Here is a 24,235-nt window from a genome sequence, read left to right on the forward strand (position 1 = left end):
TTGTATGCTTGCATTATTCTTTACTAAAGAAGATCGCCTGTTAGATCCCATACTTGCAAACTAAACGCAGGCATCTTTAGAAAGCCTCTCCTTACAAGCAGATAAGTTTTTCATCTTCACATCAGCGTGCCAAGTGAGTCTTACATATCTTGTTCCAAGCTGATATTTACGCCATTTTGATAGACTGAGCCACTTTGTTACTTACCTTTCTTTCACATAAATAAATAACTAATTAACAAAAAAGTGTGATCTTGCTAAGTATTTGCTAAGAAAGACACTATAAGATTAATCATGTGCCGAATGATGATCATATCCGCAGTTTTGAATCACAGTGCCCTGCAGAGCACCTTGCCTAGTAAGCTTAAGGCAATTCAAAACATAGCTTTATGTAGCCTTATATTAGACATTGCTCTAAGCACATAGAGTAAAGAAGTCCAAGACTACATTTACTAAGGTACACGTTAGGTATAAGTTGAGTTCTTAGTAGTCGTTTAGCACCTAAATATGACTACAAGGTCAAGTCATTTACTCTACTTATGCCCAAGAAAATATTGTTATCCAAAAGCCTATGCTGATGGCTAACAACACTGATTTATCACAGCTATCAACAGTGTTTTGGCCAGTGATCTCAAGAGTTATATTTAATGCCTTTATCTTCTTGAGTTCAGTGCCCAATACTCTGCTTGATAGTGCTATCAGTTTGCGGGAAATTAAAAATGAAGTCTTTAAAGTTATCTGCTGCTGCCATCGCTCTTGCTGGCCTTACCTTAGTCGCTTCTTCTGTTAACACTGCTTTTGCTGCAGATGCGCGTCCTTTAATCAGCGCTATGGAGAATGCCCAAGGCGAGCCTTCATTAGCTCCAATGTTAAAGAACGTTATCCCTGCAGTGGTGAACATCTCCGTAAAGGGTACCAAACAGGTTACTCCTATGTTTGATATCCCTGAGGAGTTCCGCTTCATGTTCCCTCAGTTTAACAATCAGAACCGTCAAAGAGAGTTCCGTGCTTTAGGCTCTGGTGTAATCATTGATGCCAAGGAAGGCTATATTGTTACCAACCATCACGTGGTTGACGATGCCTCAGAGATTCGTGTAGCTCTGTCCGATGGTCGTGAGTACGATGCCAAGAAAATCGGCTCTGATCCTCACACTGACTTAGCTCTGTTAAAGCTTAAAGATTTTGAAAACCTAACTGCCCTGCCTTTTGAGGCCAATGGCAATATGGAAGTTGGTGACTTCGTAGTTGCAATTGGTAATCCATTTGGCCTTGGTCAGACTGTGACATCAGGTATTGTCTCAGCTTTAGGCCGTACTGGTCTGAACATTGAAAACATCGAGAACTTCATTCAGACTGACGCTGCTATTAACTCAGGTAACTCTGGTGGTGCCTTAGTAAACCTAAGAGGCGAGTTAGTGGGTATTAATACCGCCATCTTAGGCCCTAATGGAGGAAACATCGGTATTGGTTTTGCCATTCCTGTAGATATGGTTAAGACTGTTATCGATCAGCTTAAGAACTACGGTGAAGTACGTCGTGGCACCTTAGGCGTTATTGGTACTGAGCTGACCCCAGATTTAGCAGAAAACTTCGGTTACAAGGGTAAGGCTGGTGCATTTGTTAACGAGGTTGTGGCCGATGGTGCTGCTGCTAAGGCTGGCATTAAGGCAGGCGATATCATCACCTCTGTAAACGGCAAGAAGATTAAGTCATTTGGTGAGCTCAGAGCCATTATCGCAACTATCGGTGCTAACAGCAGTGTTACTATTGGTCTCTTCCGTGATGGCAAGGAACTCACTGTAACTGCTAAGCTTCAAGAGCCAGATGAGATCAAGGGTTCAGATGCAGGTAAGCTCTCTACCTTCTTTGAGGGTGCTACTTTAAGCAACCACGATGGTGGTGGCGTTGAGGTAACTGAGGTGCAGCCACGTTCTGCAGCTGCTCAGTACGGTCTGCGCAAGGGTGATGTTATTACCTCTGTAAACCGCGATGCTGTTAAGAACATCAATGATCTCAAGCAGAAGATGGGCAAGTCTAAGGGCAAGTCAACCGCCTTACGCATCGAGCGTGGTGATCAGGCTATCTACGTAACAATCCGTGGCTAATCTTTTAGCATAGTTACTCGTTCTCATAGAGCATGCTCATAAGAAGCCACACATGAGGTTGATTATGGGCATAATCTAACATAGCTATATTGGCACAAACGATTTTCTGTACTTAACAGTTCTTCTAATACACAAAATCTTACTCAAATAAAGCCGGGCTCATATCCCGGCTTTTTCGTTTTTAAGGCATATGCCCTATCTTATGTCATTCATAAAAGGCATCTTGCTTAGCTTTTTTAGCTAAGTGCAGTGTGCCTATTAATAGCATCTCAAGCTTGCAATAAGATCTTTAACAATATGCTTGCTTAGTTTTTGCATCTCTCTGGCATAATAGTTTGCAGGGCGTCAAATTATTGTTTTGGCACTGCTAGTGAACATAATGTAACTATCAAGATAGTTGGTTTCATCTTATAGGGACTTTTCTATGAGTAATAAGGTCAACTTTTATAAAAGACCTTGGTTCAAACTTGGACTAATCCCTATCGTATTGGGACTAATTGCTGCTGGAGTTGTAGTCAAAGTCCAACCTGAACTCGGTGAGTCTTTTGGTAATAATATCTATAACTCTGGACGAGATATTAAGTCTTTTTCCTATGCTGTTGGCCGTGCCTCACATAGTGTTGTGAACATCTATGTCTCTAAGCTCAACCATGACTATACCGGTATAGATAAGAACCGTGGCGAAATCACCACTTCTGCCTCTGGCGTGATTATGTCTTCAAACGGCTATATCGTCACTAACTATCATGTCATCCCATCGTTAAACGAGCCTAATCATGCTCTATGGGCTCAAACATCCGATGGCAAGCTCCATCAGGCCTTTATTGTAGGTTTTGATCGACGTACTGACATTGCGATCTTAAAGATCAATGCCCACAATCTCACTCCAATAGAAATTAATAACAAATACAAGCCAGCCGTTGGCGATATTGTTCTAGCTATTGGTAATCCAAATAATCTAGGTCTTACTGTAACTCACGGTATTATTTCCGCTACTGCGCGTACTGGATCAGGTCTGTTAACTCGTGAGCGTATGAATATTCGCGAGGGGCTACAAGACTTAATTCAGACTGATGCTCCAATCAACAGCGGCAACTCAGGTGGTGCTCTCGTTAATACCAATGGCGATCTTGTGGGCATCAACACTGCTGCAATTGAGTCTTCTCGTTTTGGCACCTATGGTATTGGCTTTGCCGTTCCTACAGCCCTTGTAGTACGAGTAATGAATGAAATCATTCAACATGGTCGTGTTATTCGTGGCTATCTTGGCATTAGTGATGAGAACGATAACCTGATTGCAGATAACAGCATAAAAGGCGTACTCGTTCGCTATATCGATCCACTAGGCCCTGCTGCTTTTTCAAATATTCGTATTGGCGATATTGTGGTAGCCGTGGACGGTAAAGAGATCGTTAACGTGCGAGCTTTGATCGACGTGATCTCAAAAACTAAACCAGGCACACAGTTAGTTCTTACCGTTGATCGCAATGGTCGTCGCATTGATGCCCCTGTAACTGTGGCAGAAGATCGCCCTTACGTTAACTAAAAAGCTTTAGATCCATTACCTTAGCAATGCATCATCCTACAAAGCATACTCACCACTACATGATCAAGGAGCAGCTTGCATGCATGTAGCGTTATACAGCATAGGCGTTTGCAACCAAAGCTTTTGAAGATCAGGTATTGGCATCCCATACGTCTACAGCACTAGCATTTGCTTCCTAAGCGCAGCATTCCAAGCTTTTGCAACACTGGTATTTCATCATCAGTATTTGCATCCTTAGCGTTTGCAGGTGCAAGGACATATGCCTAAATTGCATGCTGTATGGTGAGTAAGTTTGGTTTTGATTGTGCTGTAAAGATACTTACAAGGTAATAGAGAATGGCGCGAAGCCTCATAAGAAGAGCGCAAGGCTCTTTTAGGAAAGTAGTGAGTTGACCTATAAGCCGGGTTCTGTTCTCTTGCGAGTGGCAATCATTCCTCTAGGCTTAAGCTCGCGCTTAAGCTCCAGCAATCTACCCGCTTCCCAGCGCGGACCACGCCCTATGGAAGACTATTTGATCTTGCTCCGGGTGGAGTTTACCGTGCCGTTAACTATTGCTAGCAACGCGGTGCGCTCTTACCGCACCCTTTCACCCTTACCTGAGCCCTAAGGCCATCGGCGGTCTGCTCTCTGTTGCACTGGTCGTGGACTCGCGCCCCCCAGATGTTATCTGGCACCCTGTCCTATGGAGCCCGGACTTTCCTCCCCCAAAACCGTATGCCTTAGCGCACGTGTTCTAGCAGCGATTGCCCAGTCAACTCGCGGGCGATTATAGCATAACGCGCTTGTCTGTCTATATAAACAGCTGCAAAAAAAAGCCTTTCACTCTATAGGCTAAAAGCCATAAACATGCACTTTGCCACCACACAGATCAAATACACTCATCGCGTGAGTTTATCTAGGCTATGTACTTGATGATGGATGCACTCGTAGCTTGATTTTATCTAGGCTATGTCCTTGATGATGGAATGGACTCGTAGCTTGATTTTATCTAGGCTATGTCCTTGATGATGGAATGGACCCGTAGCTTGATTTTATCTAGGCTATGTCCTTGATATTGATAGAGAACATACTGTCTGCAACATTGTCAGCATCTGGGCTGAGATTAGAGAGCATAAAGTAGAATACCTTGGAGTGGTTATACATATTCAAATGACAGATCTCATGCATAATCACTGCTGCAGTTAGGTTGAACGGGTACATAGACAAATGAGGATTGAGTCTAATCTCAGGTGTCTGTCCTCTTCTAGTTCGACACTGTCCTAGTGGTCGCATACGCATGATATGAAGCTTACCTACCCACTCAATTGGCTTTAACTGATAGTGTCTAGCTGTGTGGTTATAGACGCTAATGTAGAAAGGATGAATGCAATCTAAAAATTTTGCAGAAACCTTATACATCTCGTTTTGGATAAACTTCTCGATCATGGCTTTGACATTGTCAGTATTATTCTTATCTTTGACGACAATGCGTAAGATGCCTGGCTTTACCAAGGTCTTATGAAAATAACGATCGCGTGGAGCATTACGACGACGATAGAGAATATCACCTGCGATCTTGGCTACATAAGTTTCATTTGCCTGACCTAGAGCAACGCTTTGCGACATGGAGTACATGAGATTAGCGGTATGAGGAGTATCAGGTAAATAAGCAATAATGGCAGTAGAAGGATCGACTTCCTTACCATCTGTAGTAACAAAGGTCAGCTCAAGATCTTTTAGCGCCAATGGAAAATCATCTACAGGGCTAGCTGATTGTGTCAGCGCAGTTCGTGTTAGCTCTTGCTCGGCTAGCGCGTTAGCATCTTGATGCTTAATGGTTGCAGTCTTAATTAGACCATGAAGTCTGCCGCTCTTATAAAAAGCTAATTGCTCAGCCAACTCCATAATCAAATCCTTACGGCACATGGATATGTAATCCTTGTACTCAGGATAGAAAAGGAAGGTTGGCATCTTCTTATGCTTAATATGCAAAGATCGCGCTTTAGCAACCTCATCTAAGGCTGCCTGACTGTGCGCCTGCAAAATACTTACAGGAGGCTGATCAGTGCGCACATCCTCTAATTTGATGAAGTTTTCATACAGATCGTAATTGACCTTAGCCTCATGCTTAGCATCATTTACATGATCCCTAGCGTGTGCATCTTTATCTGCCTGTAGTGAACTTGAGTCGTGCTTAGAAGTCTGCTTTGGATCGTCAGTAGCTTTAAAGTTGTTATGAGGCTGCAGAGGATCGAATGCATAAACTCCTGTTTTATGGCCAATTGAGCCTTTTAAAACAGTACGAATACATGAGGCAGAAGCCATCTCACAACGGCCGATAATATCGTTGATGATCTCTGGTTCGTAATGTTCTGGACTAATCAGATCAGTAAAGCGACGAATTACATTCTCAAGGACGGTACGCTCAGTAGCACTGAGCATGCGTGAACCAAAGAATTGCTTGCGTGATAAGAGATTATCCTGAGTTAACTGCATCATGCAGGCAAAGGCATCTAAATAATAATTGCCCGTATTCGGAGCCCTATCTCTTAAAGCTGTGTCATGTGCTAGCTTTGGATGGATATGACGCATGGAGGCAACCTCATCTGAGTTACTGCCGCCATACTTAGTACGGTCATATTCAAAAGCATTAATATCATCAAAGAGGCTCTGTTTAGGCATGATGAGACGACCTTGATTGAAGATCGGCATAGCCTTAAGCGCATTGGTGTTGATATAGCCATTAGCACAGAGCTTGGCAGCTTTTGCGCCAAAGCGTGAGCTGCCTTTTGGCACTAGGGTAGGGATAAGCTGTTTTGGTCTAGTGATACCAATACTATTATGTGGTTCATCCTCGACGACCAAGATAAGATATGGCTGCCCCCAGACATAGACCAGATCATTGGTACGAAAGGTACGCTTTTTCTGGCAATGAAACGAGACCTGATCGTAAGAGCTAGTCATGGACTCAAGATGCTCTTTACACCAGTTATAGTGGCCACGGATCATCTCGCGTATATCCACCCAACGATAAGTTGGATTGGTCTTCATGACAACATAGCCAGAAGTATCGATGACAAGCTTGAGCTTGCGCAGATTACGATTAGTCTTAACCCGAAACTCGATATCTCTAAAATAAAAGCGCTCTAGAGGATATTGAGAATATGACTGTCTTAAAAAAGGTGCTTTTACAGTGCTCAAGTCAATGCAGTCAGTGTTCAGATCATCAAGCTGTTTTGCTTCTGCTATTTGTTTCATAACACCATCTATACCTGACTGAGCAGGACTACACAAAACTTAAGCGCTACCTTAGTACACTAGATTTCAAATACAGCTTTTGTATTAGCTGCGATCTTTGAGGGTTAAGGCATAGTCGTAAAGGCGATTCTTACTCTCACCAGTAAGATCAGAGACGATTTGACAAGCTTCCTTAACCTTTAGACTAGAAATCATCTTTTCAAGAGCAGCTTTAGCTTTAGCTGAGATCTCATCGCTATTATCTTTTGCCTCATATGGGCCAACGATGAGCACAAACTCACCACGAATCTCATCTTCATGCGCTTTAAAGTGCTCGATAAGATCGGTAACTTTCATACGATAGATAGTCTCAAAGGTCTTAGTCATCTCACGACACAAAGCGACCTTACGATCTGCATCCATAAGAGCTATCTTATTTAGTGTATTGATGATACGACGTGGGCTTTCATAAAAGACCACTGGATACGGTGCAGTTCTAATAGACTCAAGCTTATCGGTAAGCTCCTTATCTTTTACAGGTAAGAAACCAGAGAAGAAGAATCTGTCTGTAGGCATAGCCGAAGCGCATAAGGCGGTGATCGCAGCACAAGGGCCTGGCAGAGGAAAGACTTTAACGCCTCGCTCTACTAAGGATGACACTAGCTTATAGCCAGGATCTGAGATCATTGGGGTGCCAGCATCAGAGATCAAAGCTACAATACCGCCTGACTCAGTTTCTTTTGCAATAATCTCGGTACGCTCAGCTTCATTATGATCATTACAAGAGATCATTTTGACCGAACCAATACCGAGCTTATCGAGCAAAATACGTGAATGCCTAGTATCCTCAGCGGCGATCAGGGTAGCTGCTTTTAACACTTCAACAGCACGAAAAGTAATATCACTTAGATTGCCAATCGGTGTTGGCACAATATACAGTGCACTTTCAATCATAACCCTGTCCTAATCACTCTTGGTCACAGCTAGTAAGCTTATTTACCTAAAAAGGCATCATAAGCACCTGACTAATAAGATGCTATCTAAGAGATTAGCCTCAAAGCAGCTCAAATTGCGTCATGATCTTAACCTATTTCACATAGATTGCCTTAACAAGTGAGATCAAAACTCTAAACTTAGATAAATAAGGGCTTATGCAGCATACAAAAGTTTGTGTTTTTCAAGATCGCAACCAAGAAGAAACTGTTGTTAAGTTAGGTAATCATTCATCATAGCGCCCGCACCCAAGGTACTACAAAAACTAGCTGCAGCAAGCTGCAACGCGCTGCGATAAACCTCAGTTACATGAATCATATGGCGTCTTGTTAGTATGATTGTGGAGGCAAAGATTGGTCAAAGTATTGTCATCTTTTCCACATATAACGATAACTGTCAGTGATCTAACTACTTACACCTTAACTCAAATAATCACTTATGATTTATTGCGATCTCAATGTCAAAGAATGCTCAATCACTAAGATTTAGCAACTTTTGCATGGCTGGTGCACGCTGGTGCAAGTAAATAATGTGATACATACTGTATTTTTACAAAACATTCATGGACGCTCTTTACGCACCTGTGTGCAAGTAGAGGCCTACAAGAGTTAAGCTAACGATAGCTTTAACCACATCAAATGTCCTTAAAGTTGTGCGCAAAGGCATTAAATATAAAGATAACCTTGTTTAGGTTATCTTGGCGCTTTTCAATGTGTTAAGTACCTTTTAGTAAAGTTTTTGGTGATGAGAGCAAAACTTTTACATTGGCGGCCTGAATCTTGCGAGAACTTGCAAAACTCTTAAGTACACCTCTAAATTAAACACTAATGCGTTATATTAGATTTTGTACTTTGCTGTTGCATCTAGCGCACTAAAAGCTCAGCCTAGTATCCAGTTAGCTATGTATAGTTGACTCAACTTTGTTATGCAGTGTTACGAAATTTTATTTAGTAATACTCACTACTTAGTTTTAAGTCACTACACATAATGTCTTTGGCATCGTTTCTAGGCCATTGTATATATGCAAGCAGTTAGTGCTTTTTCAGCGTAGATGGCTTATGAGTCAAGCAAACATAGGGAATTTGCTTACTTTAAAGACAGTTAAGAGCATCTTGAGTTTTAAGATGCATTCGAGTTTGTGAACGAGCAGTTAATAGCAATAGGCTTAAAGTGACCATATAGGCGAGCTTAAGAAAAGATCACTTGCTAATGCTCATACGTATGACCTTGTGCACTATGGAGTCCTACACAGTTGCCAAGTGTACGTATGCTCTGAAGTTTAAGATATTCATCTATCTTTAGAGAGCTATTTTTTTTATTCAAGTCTCACTACCGTGGCAACACACGAGTCTTAGCAATTAGCTGTGGATAGCAGAGACTTATTGTGGCACTGGGAAAATTTCAGGCATGGATGATAATTACGACAGCGAAAACCTAGTAAACACCTCCACAGGAAAACCTCGCGGCAAAGTAACAGTATCTTTGCTAGCAGAGATGAGTGGCGTCTCACGTGCAACAGTATCCCGTGTACTCAATGAACATGAAAGCGTTAACGAAGAAGCACGTGCTAAGGTCTTAGCTGCGATTAAGGCAACAGGTTATAGTAAGCATCGCACTCAAATAAAGATCTCTCTTCGCTTTACTAAGGTCACCATTATGTGTGACGAACACGGCAGCGCCTTTGAAGGAAGCTACTTTGATACCGTGCTACGCTGCTTACATGAAGAGGGTCAACGTCTAGGTATTCAATGTGAGTTCATTGGCAGAGATCAGATGTCTGTGCCTAGCCGTTTGAGCGCCATCCTTGCTGGATCCGAGGCCATAATTATTCTTGGTTCAGATAGCCCTGAAATCTTGCATCTCGTCAAGCGCTTTAAGATGCCAACCGTTCTTATTAATGGCATCGATCCAAGCATGAAGATCTGTACCATTTCTCCTGATGCCGAGATCTCTTTTTATAACATCGCTAACTATCTGATGGATCATGGCCATCAGCGTGTCGCTCTGCTTACAGCACATGTCAAACACACTATGTGGGAGCGCACCTCAGGCTTTGTTAGAGCCTTTAAGCTCAGAGGCATCCCTTTTGATATGAACCGTCAAGTGATTGATCTTTGTGATATTGCTAATGTCGCTGATCCTTCTGGACAGACTTTAGAACTATTACAGACACGTCGCTATGGCACTGACTTCTGCGCTGCTAGACTGCTACCATATCTTATCGATCACAGCTATTTTGATGGTTATAGTGCAGTTGCTTGTATCTGCGATAGCACTGCTATGAGTCTCATTCGCGCCTTAAAAGAGCGTGGCATTAGCGTACCTCATGACATCTCAGTTACTGGTTATGATGACATCTCGCTTGCAAGCATGATGACTCCTGCACTTACTACTGTAAATCCTGACTACAAGAACTTAGCTAAGGCAGCTTTCAATAATCTCATTCGTATTGCAGGTGGTAGCGTACCAATGATCATCCGCGCTAACACAGCTACATCTATTATTGAACGCGGCTCTGTAGCCACTATCCGTCGCGCCTCCCCATCTGTTCATCCTAAAGCTTTTGAAGTAGAACAAGACGCGATCTAAGATTCAAATATCCATCTCATGCCCTGTGGCCTTACCTTGACCATAGGGCAATGCCCACCTAAACACCTACTTGTTCACATTAGCCCCATGATCTTTTTGTCTTAACAGGCGCAAAGCGATCTGTCTCTTTGTATATATTTGTCTATTTTTCTGGGTGCATAAAAAGTTTCATCAAGGATGAGATCTTGGCAAATATGGATTCGATCGGATCAATGGTGTGACGAAGTTAATCGTATTCATTAGATCGGGTATGTTAGCTAAGTTTCGTGTGCTATTATGCTCTGATTGTTACTTATCAGAAAAAAGCCGTAGTACAACTGCCTAAAGCCATTAATTTAGAGCAAGATAAGCAACAACTTTTGGTTTTAACGATGGTTCACATATCGTTAGGCTAAGTACACTTTAGCCTAGAGATCACGGCGATCTTGATACTTTTAGATCTTATGTGTGAATCATTGAACTTTGCAGGATAACATCGTGTCAGCCCAATCATTTACCGCTCGTCTTAAACTTAGCGCTATTGCTGTGGCTTTAACTTTGAGCCTCGGTGCATGTACCTCTACTACCGATAAGGCAGAATCAGGTATCACAACTCAGCAGGCATTTAGTGCGCTTACACTGTCACAAGCAGAGTATGAGCGTATGTTGTCAGATGCCGACAATGATTCACGCTTCCCTGCGATGATCCTGCTTGCACGTAGTGCAATTGCAGCACGTGACTACACCACCGCATCTGGCTTAATTAGCAATATGCAAAGTGAAGCGATCACCCCGCTGCAAAGGGATGAGTCTTTAATCATTGAAGGTCTGCTCTATTCAAGCCAGAACCGCAATACTGATGCACTGTTTGCTATTAACAAGATCAATGTAGCCACTCTGCCAAACGCAGTAGCCTCTTTTTACTATCAAGTAGCTACTCGTATTGAGACCAACCTCTTTAACGAGAGCAAGAGCTCTTCACACATGTTAAAGGCAACTGAGTACCGCATTGCTCTGTTAAATCTCATCAACCCTGATGCCAAGCAAAAGGTTGCACTGCAAGCGGTAGATGCTCTGCAATTACTCCCTGCTTCAGAGCTAACTGTACAGCTCAATAAGAGCACTGATCCTGTAATGCAAGGCTTCTTTGATTTTGCGCTGCTTGACTCCTCTAACAGTGAGGCGATTAAACAGCAGTTAGTTAAGTCATGGATCAGCAAGTATGGTAGCAAGCACCCATTATCTTTTGCCGCCGAGCAAATGGCTAACAAGGGTGAAGTAAGCAAATCTGACGATCCTATGGCTGCCCCTAGCGCTGTCTCCTTAAAGGAGGGCGATAAGCTTGCTGTATTACTGCCTTTATCAGGCCGCTTTGCTGCATCTGTTGGTGAGCCTGCTCGTTTAGGTATCTTAGCTGCTCTTCAAGATCGCAATAGCCGTCTTAAGGTAACCTTCTACGATACCAACCGTTTCTCCATGCAGGAGATTGCTTCATCATTAGGTCAAAACGGCACCAACTACATTATTGGCCCTATCTTAAAGCCTGAGGTTGATGCTTTACTTGAGACTAAGATCTCTCTGCCTGCAATCGTTTTCAATCAACCTGCTACTCATCGTGAGGGCATGTACTACTTTAACTTAGGCCCAGATTACGAAGGTGCCTTAGCTGCATCTAAGATCTACCATGATGGTCATAGCCGTCCTGTAGTCATCGCCCCTGAGAGCACCCGTGGACAACGTGCAGTAGCTGGCTTTAATGAAGTATGGCAAGTTGCCTCTAGCAAATCTGCAGTAGCTTGTCGCTATCAGGATATCAACAATATCCAAATGGCTTTAGCTACCTGCCCTTTGAATAATGCTGACTCTGTATACATCAACGCCACTGCATCTGATGTAATTAAGGTACGTCCATCCATTCCTGATAATACCCCAGTTTACTTAACTGACCGCAGTTTCACTGGCGTAAACCACAGCGCCTCTGAAATCGCGCTTGCTGGTGCTTACTTAGGTGATATGCCTTGGCTGCTTACCGATAGCGTCTTAAAGTCAGATCTGACTGCAACTCTGCCACAAGCTGACAGCCAGGTTCAGCGTATCTTTGCTGCAGCTTATGACTCCGTAAACTTCTCATTCAACCTTGAGAAGCTTGCCAAGGATAACAACGACGTACTCCACGGCATTACTGGTGACCTGCAAATTGGTAAAGAAGGTCTTATCGAGATGGCCCCTATGTGGGTAAAGCTCGGCACCGATCGCCAAATTAAGTAGATTCAAACTAGATCTTAAGATCTTGGATTTAATACACTCGAATTTAACTTCCTAGTCTATAGACTAGGAGTGATACAAGTCGGCCTCATGGCCGACTTTGTTTTTATAGGCCATACAAACGTTTAATTTGTGCAAGCCCATGCTCAAAGAGCGCCGCCTCCTAAGCTCAACAAGCGCTTTTTAGCGCCAGCACTTTTGACCTTTCTATCACAAAGAGCCATTCAAGCAGCAACGCACCTACAGCCGCTTCATCGTAGCTACGTGGAACAATACTCCTTTCAAGAGATAATCGCATTGTGTTGGCTGCTCGTGATAAGTAAGGCAATTGAAATTAGCAAGAGTCACTTAGTCTCAAGGGCATAATTGTCGATGCAATGGAATTTTATGCCACTAAATGATTGGTGCAATTGAATTGCTGATGCAATGGATTTTTATGCCACTAAATGCTTGGCGCAATTGAATTGCTGATGCAATGGAATTTTATGCCACTAAATGCTTGGTGCAATTGAATTGCTGATGCAATTGAACACGCATTTATCGCAGTGGGGCTTATATATGCTGGATAAGATACGCACGACATGCGCACATGCGCATGTGTGGTTAAGCAAGAAAGGATTGCTCCAATGGCAATAGAGCTGTCTTTACGCCAAGGGCAATAAGCACGTGCTTGATTAGAGATCACATGCAAACTTGTCGAGAATAATACTAGCTTAGGATGGTAAAGGATGGCTTGTTCTTGTTGTCATCTTTTGCGGAGCTGCGGCCTTTGCTCTTTGCTGGCTTAGCACTGCCATCATACTCTTCGAGCACAAATTGAACGTCGCTCTTAGAGCTAAGATCCTTGTCCTCATCACCATCATCATCTTCACCGCTTTCTCGGCTTAGCGCACTAAAGGTATGCTCCATGCTCTCAAGCCAGTTAGACACTGGAATATAGATACCATTATTAGCAGTAGAGATCTCAATCATAGCCTGATATGGAATCCCCACATAACGCTCTTGACCTTTAAAGCGGGCATAGAATCGAATACCCTGCTCTCCTACTTGAAAGTCATTGATGTACTTATGGTAAATCGAAATGATGATAATGCCATTATTTACGTACTCCTGAGGCACAACAACGCCTGGAGCATTAGCATCGACAACGACACGAGGGTTGTAGTCATTGTCACGCAGCCAATCATATAAAGCATTAAAGATGTATGGACTGATACCGATCATTTGATTTTCCGCAAAAGAGCATTGATACAACTACTTGATGCATTATACCGCAATACACCTGCTACTCATTAAGCAATGCTATCTAAGCTGATAGCAAATCCTCATGAAGATAAGGCTTAATAAGTGCTAGCAGCATCTTGATCCTAATGAAGGCTCAATAGGGGGTGCTATCAGATTAAGCATATATGGGCTCTACCCAATCAAACATGCCTATGATATTGAAGTGAACACACTCCATGATAGCTAAACTTAATTAGTCATTCCTTAGCTGCAGCAAACAGCTATTGGCTATCTAAAAGCAAGGACAAATAAAATAGGCATAAAAAAACCCCAGTCTGTAAAGACAGGGGTTTTTTGTAACTCCAGGAATCGAATGACTCCTGGAGAGTACCTCCCAAGGGAGATACGATAAGTAATCCAAATTAACGCTTGGAGTACTGTGGACGCTTACGAGCCTTGTGTAAGCCGACCTTCTTACGCTCAACAGAACGTGCGTCACGGGTGACGTAGCCTGCCTTACGTAATGCAGGACGGAAGCTCTCGTCGTACTGCATTAAAGCACGGGTTAAACCGTGACGGATAGCGCCAGCCTGACCGGAGATACCACCGCCAGTAACAGTGACGTAGATGTCGAACTTGCCGTTAAGGTCGAGGAGCTCTAAAGGTTGAGCAACAACCATACGTGCAGTTGGACGGCCAAAGTACTGCTCGAGGGTACGACCGTTAATAGTCATCTGACCATTGCCCTGCTTGATGAATACACGAGCAGTGGAGTTCTTGCGGCGACCGGTGCCGTAGTACTGATTTGCAGCCATTTGCTAATGCTCCTTATAACTTGAGTTCCTGAGGTTGCTGTGCGGTGTGATTGTGAGTCTCACCAGCGTAAACCTTCAGCTTACGGAACATAGCACGACCTAATGGGCCCTTTGGCAGCATACCGCGAACGGCAGTCTCTAACACCTGCTCAGGCTTACGGACGATTAACTTATCGAAGGACTCTGCCTTGATACCACCTGGGTAACCAGTGTGGTGGTAGTACATCTTGTCCTGAGCCTTGTTGCCAGTAACCTTGATCTTAGAAGCGTTGATTACGATGATGTAATCACCAGTATCCATGAATGGGGTGTACTCTGGCTTGTGCTTGCCACGAAGACGTGATGCGATTTCAGTTGCAACACGGCCTAAGGTTAAGTCGGTTGCGTCAATAACAAACCAATCACGCTTAATGGTAGATGGCTTGGCTACGAAAGTTTTCATTAAAAAACCCTTTGATTTGAAGGACGAATCCTTTAAAACATTCAGCTTTCGCTGAGCTCAAAATAACAAGCATTCCCATGCTTGCATCAAATTATTCGGGTGGGAAACCGCATAACTCGATAAGAGGGGCGCAAAGATTATACATTGTTTAGCAAAATAAGCAAGCAGTGATCACGCTTTTTTGCCCTTATTTTTCAGCATCAGCGGAAGAAGGCAAATTCACATCTATCTTGCAACTAAAGATCACCACTAGCTGTAAGTGCACCGTCTGCCAATTTAAAGCTTGCAACCAAAGATCACCGCTAGCTACGAGTGCACCCTCTGTTAATTTAATGCGAGCATTTAAGATCTCCACTTTAGTCACATCTCTTAATGAGCACATAAGCTTGACCATACTCTACAAACGCGCCCTAACAAGTACGCAAAACCGGTCCAACAGAACTTTAAGATCAAAACGTATATAAGCCTTGAGTGTATGTAGAACAGGATCATGAGCCTTAAATCGCTCGATAAGTTCATTTGATGTGATGGGCGTAAAAGTTGTGCTTAAAGGGGGCTAATTAGAGGGGACTCAAAAGTGATTTGAAAAATGAAAAATTAGAAAAGCTAGGTTCTGTAATGACTTTCGTGCAACTTGTATACTAGTTGACGACAGAAACTCTATAAGAGACAAGCAATTACTGTTATAATAGCTTGTTTTTGCTAACAAGGAAATTCAGGACTGTTTCTGATATTAACATGTAAGTTTTGTTAGGCATTTAGAATCTGTCTTGCGCAGCTTCAACTTGCACACAATACGATCATGCTAAGTCTAAATTGTCTCTTACTTCGCTTGTGCTTTATCTAAGACTGCCATCTACATGGCAGCATTGGTGGGAAACTTTCGCTCTGACTCTATACTTTAGAGGGTCATAGAGTGGCACAGTGACTAAAACCATCAAAGAGTAGCCATTCTCCTTAGTGCTTTACATCTCTATTAAGAGCAAAAAGCACCAAGACAATAGTCTTGTTGAGCATAGCTACTGATTGTATGGGGCACTGTATTAGGTTAAAGCCGTCGAAGTAACAGTTCAGCTTGTATATGCAGCGCTATAACACTGTAACGTACTCATTAAGATCATAGAGCTAATCAAGTATTAGCCCTTATTGAGGGTCTCATGCTTTCAAGTAGATCTTAGATGCGTACCTAAAGCTTCTATTGAGCGCTCATCATGGCTTTAACTAGTATCAAATCTGAATTACTGTTGCAGGCTATTTCAACACTAGGATCTGTTTAAGCTTATTTAGATAGCGATCTTATATCTGCCTATCTAAGATCAAGCCATTCTCGATGGCTTTTTAATAAGCTTGTTAGGACATGGGATGTTTAAACTGCAGCTCCATATCAAATTGTCCATACTATGCACTTAAGTATGACTCTTATCCTATCTAGAAACACTCTAGTGATTGAAGCAATGGTAGCACTACGTTAATCCTGATAGCTTCTGTATAGAACTAGTAAGTAGTTACTGCAAATACAGACACTAAGGTCATGTACCAACACTCTAATAACCTACATTAGTGGGTATAGCTCTTTATATTTCCATGTCTACTGATGGGAAATACTAGATCTAAACAGCACTGTAACTTAGGTTGTTTGATTAAGTGCATTGACCATAGTCATATATCAGCTCATCACATCTACGCCGATAATAGGACGGCATCAAGTAAATGCAGTGAGTTCAGCCTGACATCAAATCAACCTTGGCCTAAGATCATAGCGATCATGGCTAGGTTAAATTTGCTCTTTCTTGTCAGTTAATCTGTTCATACTACAGCTATCCACGTGTTTGTTATCTTCGTGATGTTGCCAGACCTGGCCTCATACTAACTAATAGGCTCATGAGTCACTTTGATTGATGATTGTAGTTAGTCTAGAGACATGCATTGTCAGAACTGTAGATGACCTGCTCTAAGTTGTTATGACTTTAAGATCACAAGATTTTGCTCTTGAAAGTTCTTTAAGCAGCGTCAATTACTACTTTTCTTTGAATGTTTGCTGTATGAAACCACTTAATTGCCTTGTCAGATCAATATTGCCTAGGCTAGCTAAGATGTGATTATCCTTAATTGTTCGCTATACATCAGGACATAAGCCTTATGTACATAGCACTCAAGGATGCCCCCTTAGTTATGAGCACTGCACTATTGTGCTCATTGAAAGTTAGACCCGTATAAGTTTTGTATAGCGCTTAAATTAAGTGCTCTGAAAATTTAGCGTAAGTTAAAACTCTTAAGTGTTTGCATACATAAAATGAAGATACGCATATAGCACGTGCACTTGAGGACAAGCTTGTGCTGTTATATTTTTTAAAGCGCTTACTAATGCTGATTCCAGTGTTATTCTGCGTATCCGTGCTGGTGTTCTTGATCATGAGAGTGTTCTCTCCGGATCCAGCTTTAATCGTTCTTGGTCAACACGCTACTACAGAGGCAATTAATGCCTGGCGTGAGAGCATGGGTTTTAATGAGCCACTTCTCACTCAGTACTACAACTACATGGTTGCTATGTTCAATGGTGATTTTGGTACCTCATTCTTTACCAATACTCCAGTTACTACCGAGATCATGGCCCGTCTGCCAGCCACTATCGAACTTGCAGTTTTAGCCATCATCATTGCATCTATTGTGGGTGTTATCTTCGGCGTTATCTCCGCTGTTAAAAAGAACTCCCTTATCGATAACTTCACCATGACTACAGCCTTAATTGGTGTGTCTATGCCTGTATTCTGGCTGGGTATGTTATTGATTATCTTATTCTCAGGCATTTTGCACTGGGTCCCATCAGGTGGTCGTATTGACACTCTGATGCGTCCTTATGATGGTACTGGCTTCTACTTATATGACACCTTAATCATTGGTGATTTTGAAGCCTTCTTTAATGCACTGCAGCACGCTGCTCTCCCAGCTATTACCCTTGCTTGCTACTCAATGGCGATCATCACCCGTATGACTCGTTCAAGCATGCTTGACGTGCTCCACCAAGACTATATCCGCACCGCTAAGGCCAAAGGCTTACCACCAGTTAAGGTAATCGGTCGTCACGCCTTTAGAAATGCGCTCTTACCAATCATTACCGTTATTGGTCTGCAGTTTGGCGGCTTACTCTCTGGTGCTGTGCTTACCGAAACCGTATTCTCATGGCCAGGTATCGGTGCTTACTCTGTAGAAAGTATCATGCGTTCAGACTTCCCAGTTATCCAGGCTGTAGTACTGATCGTTGCATTCATCTTCGTATTCATGAATCTGGTGGTTGATCTGCTCTACGCAGCATTAGATCCACGTGTTAAGTATGGTGCTGAGGGACAGAACTAAATGACTGAAATCGCCATGAAAAAGCCACGTTCCTCTCGTTGGGGCGACATGTGGGCTTCTATATCCTCAAACAAAGCAGCTTTACTTGGTCTGATGATCATCTGTCTGCTTGTTAGTATTGCTGTAGTTCTGACTATTACTCAGGCTATGGGCATTAACATTCTGCCTTATGATCCTAATCAGGCCAACATGGAAAAAGCATTCATTGCTCCATGTGCTGAGCACTGGTTTGGTACTGATCAGCTTGGCCGTGACATCTTCTCTCGTGTCCTCGATGGCACCAAGATCTCCTTAAGCGTAGGCTTAGCTGCAGTTACTATTTCTTTAGTAGTAGGCACTATCTTAGGTGCTATGGGTGGCTTCTACGGTGGTCGCCTTGATAACATCATTATGCGTGCTATGGATGTGGTCTTATCTGTTCCATCCATCCTTTTAGCAATTGCCTTCATGGCAGCTATGGGTCGTGGTTTAGATAAGGCTGTTTTAGCTATCGGCCTCGTATCTATTCCTGAGTATGCTCGTATTGCACGTTCATGCGTTATGTCTGTAAAGGCTAACGATTATATTCAGGCAGCTGTAGTTACTGGTGATAGCAATCTGCGTATCATCTTCCGCCACATTCTGCCTAATATCACCTCTCCAATCGTGGTCCGTGCTACTTTAGGTATTTCTACTGCTGTGCTTGATACTGCTGCTTTAGGCTTCTTAGGCCTCGGCGTGCAGCCTCCATTTGCTGAGTGGGGTGATATGCTTGCTCGTTCACGTAGCTTTATCTTCTCTGCTCCTTATACCCTGATCTTCCCTGGTCTTGCGATTACTCTGACCGTGCTTGCTTTCAACCTATTTGGTGACGGTCTGCGCGATGCTTTAGATCCGCGTTCAAGACGCCGCTAGTAGGAGTACACAATGTTACTTGAAGTTGAACATTTATCCACTGAGTTTGCTACCCGTCGTGGCCCGGTTCGTGCCATTCGCGATGTTAGCTTTAGCATTGATAAAGGCGAGATCTTAGCTTTAGTAGGCGAGTCAGGTTCTGGTAAGTCTGTAACCTCTCTGTCTATCATGGGCTTATTAGCCTCTAACGGTCGTGTTGTTGAAGGCTCAAAGATTAACTTTGACGGCATCAATCTGCTCGAGCAAAGCGAGCGCAAGATGCAGCAAATTCGTGGCAACCGCATCTCGATGATCTTCCAGGAGCCAATGACCTCCTTAAACCCAATCTTTACTGTGGGCGATCAGATCTTAGAGAGCATTCGACTACACACTAATCTGTCTAAAAAAGAAGCCCAAGAAAAGCTCTTGGACTTAATGGACACTGTTGGTATCCCTAATCCTGCAAAGCGCGTTAAAGACTATCCTCACCAGATGTCTGGTGGTATGCGTCAGCGTATTATGATCGCTATGGCTATGGCATGTCAGCCACAGCTGCTCATTGCTGATGAGCCTACTACCGCTTTAGACGTTACTATTCAGGCACAGATTCTTGATCTCATTTACCGCATGAGAGAGCAGTTCAACATTTCTGTACTGCTGATTACTCATGACTTAGGCGTTGTGGCTGAGGCTGCAGATCGTGTTGCAGTTATGTACTGCGGCCGTATTGTAGAAGAAGGCAGCACCAATGAGATCTTAACCGACCCTAAGCATCCTTATAGCTTAGGCCTGTTAAAGTCCATTCCTCGTTTAGATGAGCAAAGCGAGCGTCTGTTTATGATCCCTGGTATGGTTCCTCCTCCAGAGGAGATTCCAGAGGGCTGTGCTTTTGCCGATCGTTGTGAGCATGCTCGCGCTGAATGCCGCGCTTCATTACCTGAGCTTATTACTATGGATAAGCGCAAGGTACGTTGCTTCAACTACATTGAAAAGAAAGACGTTTAAGGAGCTGTAAATGACTGATATTCAAAACAATGCAGCTGCTTCAGACAAGAAAGACGATAGAGAAGTTCTGCTTTCTCTTCGTGGACTAAGCAAGCACTTCGAGCTCAAGAGCGGTCTTTTAAATCGTAATAAGACTTACTTAAAGGCTGTAGATAACCTCACCTTAGATATCTACAAAGGCGAGTGTTTTGGTCTTGTGGGTGAGTCTGGTTGCGGTAAGACTACTTTAGGTAAGATGATTGCTGGTCTTTACAAGCCAACTGCCGGTGAGATCATATACAACGGCGTTAACTTAGGCGGCATTACTCGTAATGAGCGCCGTAAGTACGCACGTGACATTCAGATGATCTTCCAAGATCCATACTCATCTTTAAACCCACGTATGACTGTTGAAGAGATCATCTCTGAGCCAATGATCGTCAATAAGACTCACCACGGTGCTGAAGTTGGCAAACGTGTTGAGTACTTACTTGAGTGCGTAGGTTTAGCTAAGCAGTACAAGACTCGTTACCCACATGAGTTCTCTGGCGGTCAACGTCAACGTATTGGTATTGCTCGTGCCTTAGCCGTGTCACCACGTCTTATCGTATGTGATGAAGCGGTATCTGCTTTAGACGTGTCAATTCAGGCCCAGATCTTAAACTTACTTGATGATCTTAAGAGCGAGTTTGGTCTTACCTATTTATTCATTGCACACGGCTTAGCTGCAGTTAAGCATATCTCTGATCGTATTGGTGTTATGTACTTAGGCTCTTTAGTAGAAGTAGCTCCAGAAGAAGCTATCTACGATCGTCCTCTGCATCCTTACACCAAGTCATTGATCTCTGCGATCCCAATTATCGATCCAACTAAGCGTAAAGATCGTATCTTGTTAAAGGGCGACTTACCAAGTCCAATCGATCCACCAAAGGGCTGTCGTTTTAACACCCGTTGTTTTATCGAAGATTGCCCATACAAGCAAGATACCCAAACCTTAGTGCACATGGACAACCATATTGTGGCCTGTAAGTATGTAAGTGAAGCTAATAAGAAATAGCCTCATAGCGTCTTTAACTTGCTAACAAACATGCCACTAGATAAGGGTGTAAACCTAAGCAAAACCATAATGGTCAAGCGTATACATACCCACGCTTAGCACTTTATTGATAGCCCATAGCGCTGTGCCTATTGAACGCTGTGGCTAGCTTGTCCTAATACGTGCATATTCAAGGTTTACATTGCCTAGCGCACTAACAATACATCTATAAGCAAAGGCAGGGATCATCATGGCCCCTGCCTTTCTTTTTATATATTCACGCAAACAAGCATCAGCACATCTACAGCACAAGTAACATCCTCGACAAGCGCTCTAATCAAGCAGCCCATATCAAATCACCCCAAGCTGTCCCCCAAAAAACAATCAATAACACTAGCAGCTTGCGCGAACACAGACCGAAGCAAGTTTGATAATAGTTAGTTTATATACTGCATATACAAGAATCACATAAATAAACACCACGTATATAAACAACAGACCTCTCTAATAATTACATAAGATAACTACTACAAATGGCCGGCAATGCAGATAAAAGCACAAGACACGTCCACAAAAAGCAGCCTACCTACTATTACTCCCAAATTGTTTAAACACCCCTATGCACGTAACTATGCACGTAAGCTGTTGATTATGTATTTTGATGTAGGAAGATGCGCCTATCTATCTGATTCCGTTTTATAAATCGCATATATATGCGATTTCATACAAACAAAGAATCGTTTCACAGTAAATTAGGACTTGACATAATACGATCTCAGTACAGCTAAGGCGCGTCTAAAATTAGTCTTTATAAAGACCATATGATCTTGTATGACAATTTGCCGATACAGGGGACTTCCCAAAATTAATCGCTCGACGCTCCTCTCATGTAAATCGTAAGCGCTAAAAATCAAGATCTAAAAGCAGCAAAATTTGTAAATAAATCTAGTAATTGATCGTATATACTCCATTTCCCAAACTTTGCAAGCGAGCAAAAGACTGCAAAGAATCATTTAATTTTGAGCTCCTAGATAGACATATGAGTGCTCTGCCTACAAGGCCGAGCCTCGCTAACTTACAGTTAATAACAACATAAGCGGCATCAGCGTGCTAGAGGTCTTAACCCTACCACATGAACTTAGGTGCCCCTTCGTTAAAGCAATGCGCTTATACCATGCTCTACTGCATGCTGTCGCGTAAATGGTGGGCACTACTATGCTCTACTGCATATCGTCGCGTAGATGATGGGTGCTGCAATGCTTTATACGCTGCTCTATAGAAGGTCTCTCTAGTGTTACCTACGGGTATTGAGCAAACAAAATGAATGAATAACTAACTGGTTGCTGAGCAACTTAGCTAACCATAAATAGATGGTCATACATTTATGAATGGCCTTAGGTAAAGCGCTTTTGGTAACTGTATCGTTTATATTTGAAAATCGAGGTCGATATGTACGTAGAACCAGAAACTGGACGCACCATCTTTGGCTTTTGGAATGAGGACGAACAAAAGTGGGAACTTGACTTTCCTGGGCTCGTAAACATCAAGCTTCTCGTTCTATCGGCTCGTAAACGTGAAGAATTAGGCCCTCAATCAAATGTTAAGATCGATGACTCTTGTGTTGATATGGACGAATTAACTGATGAAGTTAACAACACAGATTGGTCAGAAATCAATGAGGATATCAAGATCGCGATTGGAGAACTGGAAGCCCGCGCTAAAGACCTCATCAATGCAGAAAAAGAGCAAGAAACTTCATCTGTGAGCGATTCAGAGCAATCAGATAGATTATCTCAAAGCCATGGTGAAGACGAGGCGTACGATACATTGTCGAACTTTGCCCTGTTTGGCCATTGGGACTATCAGAATATGCAGTGGGTGTTTACAAAAGAACAACGCATTGCACTTGATGTACTCTATGAAACAGCAGTACAACATATTGATGAAGATCCTGAGTCTTTAGGTCTTTTTGTAGAATCAAAAGATAATTTCACTGCACAAGAGATTGCCGATATCGAAGCTGAAATCAAAGCCAATATGGAAGATGAGGATCAGCATAAGCTTGATATTGCTAACCTTGAGATTGACTACCGCGTTAAGCAACTGATGGAAACTCATAAACGCTGCCACGACCACACATTAAAACAAGACTTTACTGCAGATGAGCTTATCAAGATAAGCTCTACTCTTAAAGAACAGGGCCTTAAGCACAGTGCACTGCAAGAGCTGCGCAATGCCCTGCGTAAAGCTATAGATACTCGCATAAAGAACATCATTAACCCTAAGCTTCCCATCATTAAGCAAGAGGCCGAAAAGACCTATCAGCGCCTCATGGGCATTGTAGCCTAGCTAATAAGGGCGGCTCACACTATAGCAACCAATACCATATACATGTGCATCACCTCGCACGATCTAAAAAGGGAGCTTATAGCTCCTTTTTTTATCCCATCGTGCTTAAGCTCATAGCAACGCCTCATAACGCTAACGACCACAGTAATACACGCTCAACTCTTTGATACTCCCTGCACTAAAGGATCTCAGACACGTTAGAGCTATGAGAGCTCTTTGAATAAACACATAACTAAGTGCTGCCATATTGTTTAGCGCTACTTAAAGTTTAAGAAGAGCTTAACCTGCTAAGAATTTGCTGGCAAAGCTTAAGACAGACCTTATACTCTTAAACCCCATAGCAGAGCTGTATTTGATCGATATTTGGAAAGAGCATATATAAGCCGTTTAAGCTATGATATATGCATGCATCTGCATGATCCGGACATGTAGTTTTTGTATTACGCTAACCACAAAAGTTAACGGTA

14 protein-coding genes and 1 other RNA gene are annotated in these 24,235 nt (G+C 42.8%); 9 read left to right on the top strand and 6 right to left on the bottom strand.

The genetic code is table 11. The annotated features are described in order from the left end of the window. Positions 1 to 716 precede the first annotated feature (716 nt). Both RDO37_RS10740 and RDO37_RS10745 read left to right on the top strand, forming a co-directional pair. A complete protein-coding gene (locus RDO37_RS10740) occupies positions 717 to 2,102 on the top strand; it encodes a DegQ family serine endoprotease (RefSeq protein WP_027939134.1) in 1,386 nt (461 codons plus the stop codon). A gap of 424 nt (positions 2,103 to 2,526) precedes the next feature. Next, the gene (locus tag RDO37_RS10745) at positions 2,527 to 3,648 is read left to right on the top strand and encodes a S1C family serine protease (protein ID WP_027939135.1); all 1,122 of its coding nucleotides are present in this window, start codon (positions 2,527 to 2,529) and stop codon (positions 3,646 to 3,648) included. Positions 3,649 to 4,029: 381 nt separating this feature from the next. Here RDO37_RS10745 and rnpB read toward each other — a convergent pair. From rnpB to rsmI, 3 genes are all read right to left on the bottom strand, one after another. Beyond that, positions 4,030 to 4,408: RNase P RNA component class A (gene rnpB, locus RDO37_RS10750), an RNA gene on the bottom strand. A 276-nt stretch (positions 4,409 to 4,684) separates the two neighbouring features. Continuing rightward, positions 4,685 to 6,886: a YgjP-like metallopeptidase domain-containing protein gene (locus tag RDO37_RS10755; RefSeq protein WP_308499082.1), complete on the bottom strand. Its 2,202-nt coding sequence runs from the start codon at positions 6,884 to 6,886 to the stop codon at positions 4,685 to 4,687. 84 nt (positions 6,887 to 6,970) lie between these two features. Next, a complete protein-coding gene (rsmI, locus tag RDO37_RS10760; protein ID WP_027940319.1) occupies positions 6,971 to 7,819 on the bottom strand; it encodes a 16S rRNA (cytidine(1402)-2'-O)-methyltransferase in 849 nt (282 codons plus the stop codon). Between the two features lie 1,446 nt (positions 7,820 to 9,265). Between rsmI and RDO37_RS10765 the strand changes: the two genes are divergently transcribed. Next, a complete protein-coding gene (locus RDO37_RS10765) occupies positions 9,266 to 10,447 on the top strand; it encodes a LacI family DNA-binding transcriptional regulator (RefSeq protein WP_308499083.1) in 1,182 nt (393 codons plus the stop codon). 477 nt (positions 10,448 to 10,924) lie between these two features. Next, the gene (locus RDO37_RS10770) at positions 10,925 to 12,694 is read left to right on the top strand and encodes a penicillin-binding protein activator (RefSeq protein WP_308499084.1); all 1,770 of its coding nucleotides are present in this window, start codon (positions 10,925 to 10,927) and stop codon (positions 12,692 to 12,694) included. A 705-nt stretch (positions 12,695 to 13,399) separates the two neighbouring features. Here RDO37_RS10770 and RDO37_RS10775 read toward each other — a convergent pair. From RDO37_RS10775 to rplM, 3 genes are all read right to left on the bottom strand, one after another. Next, complete coding sequence (locus tag RDO37_RS10775) at positions 13,400 to 13,915, bottom strand: stringent starvation protein B (RefSeq protein WP_052339047.1); 516 nt, start codon at positions 13,913 to 13,915, stop codon at positions 13,400 to 13,402. Positions 13,916 to 14,337: 422 nt separating this feature from the next. Beyond that, complete coding sequence (gene rpsI, locus RDO37_RS10780) at positions 14,338 to 14,730, bottom strand: 30S ribosomal protein S9 (protein WP_027940135.1); 393 nt, start codon at positions 14,728 to 14,730, stop codon at positions 14,338 to 14,340. A gap of 13 nt (positions 14,731 to 14,743) precedes the next feature. Further along, complete coding sequence (gene rplM, locus RDO37_RS10785) at positions 14,744 to 15,172, bottom strand: 50S ribosomal protein L13 (protein ID WP_027940136.1); 429 nt, start codon at positions 15,170 to 15,172, stop codon at positions 14,744 to 14,746. Positions 15,173 to 17,506: 2,334 nt separating this feature from the next. On the opposite strand from rplM, the gene RDO37_RS10790 reads away from it, so the two are divergent. The 5 genes from RDO37_RS10790 (at position 17,507) to RDO37_RS10810 (ending at position 23,768) form a co-directional block, all read left to right on the top strand. Next, the gene (locus tag RDO37_RS10790) at positions 17,507 to 18,526 is read left to right on the top strand and encodes an ABC transporter permease (RefSeq protein ID WP_308499085.1); all 1,020 of its coding nucleotides are present in this window, start codon (positions 17,507 to 17,509) and stop codon (positions 18,524 to 18,526) included. Continuing rightward, positions 18,527 to 19,420 (top strand): ABC transporter permease, encoded by an 894-nt coding sequence (locus RDO37_RS10795; RefSeq protein ID WP_027940138.1) that lies wholly within the window; start codon positions 18,527 to 18,529, stop codon positions 19,418 to 19,420. 12 nt (positions 19,421 to 19,432) lie between these two features. Then, positions 19,433 to 20,404: an ABC transporter ATP-binding protein gene (locus RDO37_RS10800; protein WP_027940139.1), complete on the top strand. Its 972-nt coding sequence runs from the start codon at positions 19,433 to 19,435 to the stop codon at positions 20,402 to 20,404. A gap of 10 nt (positions 20,405 to 20,414) precedes the next feature. After that, a complete protein-coding gene (locus RDO37_RS10805) occupies positions 20,415 to 21,440 on the top strand; it encodes an ABC transporter ATP-binding protein (protein WP_303075000.1) in 1,026 nt (341 codons plus the stop codon). 1,428 nt (positions 21,441 to 22,868) lie between these two features. Further along, positions 22,869 to 23,768: a hypothetical protein gene (locus RDO37_RS10810; protein WP_308499086.1), complete on the top strand. Its 900-nt coding sequence runs from the start codon at positions 22,869 to 22,871 to the stop codon at positions 23,766 to 23,768. Positions 23,769 to 24,235: the final 467 nt, after the last annotated feature.

It is taken from the genome of uncultured Anaerobiospirillum sp., assembly GCF_902485895.1.
GTDB classification, from domain to species: Bacteria; Pseudomonadota; Gammaproteobacteria; order Enterobacterales; family Succinivibrionaceae; genus Anaerobiospirillum; species Anaerobiospirillum succiniciproducens.

Excerpts from the sequence above, each read along its gene's own strand:
- RDO37_RS10800 (WP_027940139.1), top strand. The coding sequence starts at position 19,433 with ATGTTACTTGAAGTTGAACATTTATCCACTGAGTTTGCTACCCGTCGT.
- rpsI (WP_027940135.1), bottom strand. The coding sequence starts at position 14,730 with ATGGCTGCAAATCAGTACTACGGCACCGGTCGCCGCAAGAACTCCACT.
- RDO37_RS10795 (WP_027940138.1), top strand. The coding sequence starts at position 18,527 with ATGACTGAAATCGCCATGAAAAAGCCACGTTCCTCTCGTTGGGGCGAC.
- RDO37_RS10765 (WP_308499083.1), top strand. The coding sequence starts at position 9,266 with ATGGATGATAATTACGACAGCGAAAACCTAGTAAACACCTCCACAGGA.
- RDO37_RS10755 (WP_308499082.1), bottom strand. The coding sequence starts at position 6,886 with ATGAAACAAATAGCAGAAGCAAAACAGCTTGATGATCTGAACACTGAC.
- RDO37_RS10775 (WP_052339047.1), bottom strand. The coding sequence starts at position 13,915 with ATGATCGGTATCAGTCCATACATCTTTAATGCTTTATATGATTGGCTG.
- RDO37_RS10740 (WP_027939134.1), top strand. The coding sequence starts at position 717 with ATGAAGTCTTTAAAGTTATCTGCTGCTGCCATCGCTCTTGCTGGCCTT.
- rsmI (WP_027940319.1), bottom strand. The coding sequence starts at position 7,819 with ATGATTGAAAGTGCACTGTATATTGTGCCAACACCGATTGGCAATCTA.
- RDO37_RS10805 (WP_303075000.1), top strand. The coding sequence starts at position 20,415 with ATGACTGATATTCAAAACAATGCAGCTGCTTCAGACAAGAAAGACGAT.
- rplM (WP_027940136.1), bottom strand. The coding sequence starts at position 15,172 with ATGAAAACTTTCGTAGCCAAGCCATCTACCATTAAGCGTGATTGGTTT.
- RDO37_RS10745 (WP_027939135.1), top strand. The coding sequence starts at position 2,527 with ATGAGTAATAAGGTCAACTTTTATAAAAGACCTTGGTTCAAACTTGGA.
- RDO37_RS10810 (WP_308499086.1), top strand. The coding sequence starts at position 22,869 with ATGTACGTAGAACCAGAAACTGGACGCACCATCTTTGGCTTTTGGAAT.